Below are 3,453 nucleotides of genomic sequence, written 5' to 3' on the forward strand. Positions count from 1 at the left end.
TAAAGTTAAATTACATGAGCGCGAAATAAATTCGCACCTACAGGTTTGCCGTATGTTGTTGGGGTTGATGTTTATTTGTAGGTGAGGTTTTATACCTCGCTTTTTTATAAAGTTAAATTACATGAGCGCGAAATAAATTCGCACCTACAAATATTCCACCTACGCCTACAGGCTAAGCATTACGCCCTTTGCACATCAAAAGCTATTACGTCTTTAATTTTCTCTTTATTTGTTGCGAGCATTACAAGCCTATCTATACCCAAAGCCACCCCTGCGCATTGTGGTAATCCATGATCTAGCGCTTTAATTAAACGCGTATCCATTGGCACTTGCTTTAAACCGTTTTCAGCGCGGTATGTGTTATCTTCATTAAAACGTTTAGCTTGCTCACTGGCATTTGTTAGTTCGTTAAAGCCGTTAGCTAATTCCATATTTTTGTAATAAAGCTCAAAGCGCCCTGCTACGCGTGCATCATGTTCACAAATTTGTGCAAGTGCCGCTTGAGAAGCTGGAAAATGATAAACAAAACACGGTTTTTCTTGTCCTATTGTAGGCTCTACTTTCATACAAAATAATAACTGCAGTAAGGTATCTTTATGCGTTTCATTTTGGGCTATATCAGCAAACCCCTGCTTACATGCTAATTGCTTTAATTGCTCTATGCTTGCGGTTAACGGGTCGAGGCCGAGTGCTTTTTCAAACGCTTGCTGATAGGTAAGTCTAGTTGCAGGCGCGACACCTAAAACAAGCTGCATTAGCTCATCCATTTCATCCATAAGTGTAAATTCATCAAAGCCTGGGCGATACCATTCCAGCATTGTAAATTCGGGATTATGATGGCTACCCGCTTCTTCATTTCTAAATGCTTTACAAAGCTGAAAAATAGCGCCTGAGCCTGCTGCTAACAAGCGTTTCATGGCAAACTCTGGAGATGTTTGTAAAAATAGAGGAAGCCCACCAGCATGCCCTGGGCCCACAAATGTGGTATTAAAACTAGCTAAGTGCACATCGGTTACACTGGCAGCACTTAAGCTTGGCGTTTCTACTTCTAAAACATCACGTACATAAAAAAATTCACGGATGCTACGTAATATCGATGCGCGTTGTTTTAGTGTTTCAATGCTTGCGCTTGGGGCCCAAAGATCTGCTGACATATTTTCTCCAAAAAAAATCCCAGCGTAAGCTGGGATTTTATAAACAATGTTAAAGCTTACTTAACACGGCTTACGTATTCACCGTTACGAGTATCTACTTTAATTACTTCGCCAATTTGTACGAATAATGGAACTCGTACCACAGCGCCTGTGCTAAGCGTTGCTGGTTTACCACCAGTACCCGCTGTATCGCCTTTAAGGCCTGGATCTGTTTCAGTGATCTCAAGCTCAACAAAGTTAGGTGGTGTAACAGCAATAGGGCTGCCGTTCCATAATGTAATTGTGCATAAATCATTTTCAACTAACCATTTTACTGAATCGCCTAGTGCTTTTTCGTCAGCAGCAATTTGCTCAAATGTTTCGTTGTTCATGAAATGCCAAAATTCGCCGTCTGTGTATAGATACGCTAAATCTGTATCCATTACATCAGCACCTTCAACTGATTCACCCGATTTAAAGGTTTTTTCAAGCACCTTACCAGAGATAAGTTTACGGATACGAACACGGTTAAACGCCTGACCTTTACCAGGTTTTACCATTTCATTTTCTAAGATACTGCAAGGCTCGCCGTCCATCATAATTTTTAGGCCGCCCTTGAACTCGTTGGTGCTATAATTCGCCATCGTTTCCTCTATTTATATTTTTCGAGTAATCTACATGCCAATGATACAAAGAAATGAAGCAAATTTGCATAAAAACTGGCAAAAAGAATTAGCAAATGTAGTTACCTGCCCAAAAACCTTGCTTGAAATGGTCGGTTTATCGAGCCAAGTCCATGAAAACGACCTAAAAGCCCGTAGTTTATTTCCGGTACGCGTGCCTATCCCTTTTATAAAAAAAATACGCAAAGGCGATCCAAACGATCCTCTATTGCTACAAGTTATGCCACGCCATCAAGAATTTTTGACTAAATCGGGTTTTAATAAAGATCCCCTACTTGAGCAAGATAACGACCAACCAGGCCTTTTACATAAGTATAAATCACGTGTTTTGGTGATGTTTAAAACCGGCTGTGCTGTAAATTGTCGTTATTGCTTTAGAAGGCATTTCCCGTATCAAGAAAACCAACTCAATAAAAAAAGTCTGCTAGAAACACTGAGCTACATAAAATCAGATAGCAATATAAACGAAGTGATTTTAAGTGGTGGCGATCCACTGATGGCCAAAGACGATGCAATAAGCTGGTTTTTGGATGAGCTTGAGCAATTACCACAAATAAAACGAATGCGAATTCATAGCCGTTTGCCAGTAGTTATACCGGCGCGAGTTACCGATGAGTTATGTGAACGATTAGCAAAATCGCCATTAAAAATTATTTTTATTAATCACATAAACCACGCAAACGAAATAGACGCTGATTTTAAAGCTGCCATGCAAAAGCTTAAACAAGCAAACGTAACGCTTCTAAACCAAGCTGTAATTTTAAAAGATGTGAACGATACGCTCGATGCGCAAATAAATTTAAGCGAAACGTTATTTGACGCAGACGTATTGCCGTATTATTTGTATTTGCTAGATAAAGTTGAAGGGGCGAGCCACTTTGATATTAATGAAGCGCAAGCAATTGAAATAATGGCAGAGCTATTAAAAGCTCTGCCTGGATTTTTAGTGCCTAAATTAGTAAGAGAAATCGGTGGTCAAAAAAGCAAAACACCTATCGACCTTAAGCTCATTTAAACATATATATTTACGTTATTACCCAGTGATGCAGTCGCCGATTTAGCCGGCGTTTGCGCACTTGACGATTGCGCTGCACCTTCAATAAGTGCAAGCGCTGCAGCGCCATCAGCTAATTGCTGTTTTTTAGACAAAGCAGCAGTGTAAAGCTCGCTGCCTTGGCCTGAACCAGACATAGCTGGTAAATTTCCACCTGATATATTCATAATTATAAGCCTTAATCAACCTGACTTTTAAATGTAATCCACGTATTATGTCGGCCATGCAGCACAAAGCTTTAGGAAAACCATGGATTCTATAATTGAACAACTCAACACTAACTTAAAAATTGTTTATCGTCAGGCACTTGACGCCGATAAAAAATTAGACGAATTACAACAACAAGGCCATGGCAAATTTAAAGCCTTATTTGCACAAGATGCCGGTTTTAGCTTTGAAGCTAAACGTTTTAAGCCTTACGTACTCGACGTAGCCGCTGATGTTGAAAGCTTATCTAACGATGGTTTTGAAGAAGAAAAACTGAAAACAACCGTTATTAAGTTACAACAAATACTCACGTTGTTAGCTACTTTTAAGTAAAGCTTAAAAATAAAAATGCCGCTATTTAGCGGCATTTTTATTT

Annotated in this window: 5 protein-coding genes; 2 read left to right on the forward strand and 3 right to left on the reverse strand. The window is 39.5% G+C overall.

Features of this window, described 5'->3' with window-relative positions; translation table 11 throughout:
• Positions 1-179: 179 nt before the first annotated feature.
• Positions 180-1,154, reverse strand: a complete 975-nt coding sequence (gene epmA, locus GQR46_RS17770; protein WP_165741803.1) for an elongation factor P--(R)-beta-lysine ligase — start codon at positions 1,152-1,154, stop codon at positions 180-182.
• Positions 1,155-1,210: 56 nt separating this feature from the next.
• A complete protein-coding gene (gene efp / locus GQR46_RS17775) occupies positions 1,211-1,777 on the reverse strand; it encodes an elongation factor P (protein WP_010555265.1) in 567 nt (188 codons plus the stop codon).
• A gap of 40 nt (positions 1,778-1,817) precedes the next feature.
• On the opposite strand from efp, the gene epmB reads away from it, so the two are divergent.
• Complete coding sequence (epmB, locus tag GQR46_RS17780; RefSeq protein ID WP_165741807.1) at positions 1,818-2,831, forward strand: EF-P beta-lysylation protein EpmB; 1,014 nt, start codon at positions 1,818-1,820, stop codon at positions 2,829-2,831.
• Here epmB and GQR46_RS17785 read toward each other — a convergent pair.
• A complete protein-coding gene (locus tag GQR46_RS17785) occupies positions 2,828-3,037 on the reverse strand; it encodes a hypothetical protein (protein ID WP_024600329.1) in 210 nt (69 codons plus the stop codon). The genes epmB and GQR46_RS17785 overlap by 4 nt on opposite strands.
• Before the next feature lie 82 nt (positions 3,038-3,119).
• Between GQR46_RS17785 and GQR46_RS17790 the strand changes: the two genes are divergently transcribed.
• On the forward strand, positions 3,120-3,410 hold the full coding sequence (locus tag GQR46_RS17790; RefSeq protein ID WP_165741805.1) for a prephenate dehydrogenase: 291 nt from the start codon (positions 3,120-3,122) through the stop codon (positions 3,408-3,410).
• The last annotated feature ends 43 nt before the right edge of the window (positions 3,411-3,453 follow it).

This window comes from Pseudoalteromonas sp. Z1A6 (assembly GCF_011378745.1).
GTDB classification, from domain to species: domain Bacteria; phylum Pseudomonadota; class Gammaproteobacteria; order Enterobacterales; family Alteromonadaceae; genus Pseudoalteromonas; species Pseudoalteromonas arctica.

Excerpts from the sequence above, each read along its gene's own strand:
- epmB (WP_165741807.1), top strand. The coding sequence starts at position 1,818 with ATGATACAAAGAAATGAAGCAAATTTGCATAAAAACTGGCAAAAAGAA.
- GQR46_RS17790 (WP_165741805.1), top strand. The coding sequence starts at position 3,120 with ATGGATTCTATAATTGAACAACTCAACACTAACTTAAAAATTGTTTAT.
- efp (WP_010555265.1), bottom strand. The coding sequence starts at position 1,777 with ATGGCGAATTATAGCACCAACGAGTTCAAGGGCGGCCTAAAAATTATG.
- epmA (WP_165741803.1), bottom strand. The coding sequence starts at position 1,154 with ATGTCAGCAGATCTTTGGGCCCCAAGCGCAAGCATTGAAACACTAAAA.
- GQR46_RS17785 (WP_024600329.1), bottom strand. The coding sequence starts at position 3,037 with ATGAATATATCAGGTGGAAATTTACCAGCTATGTCTGGTTCAGGCCAA.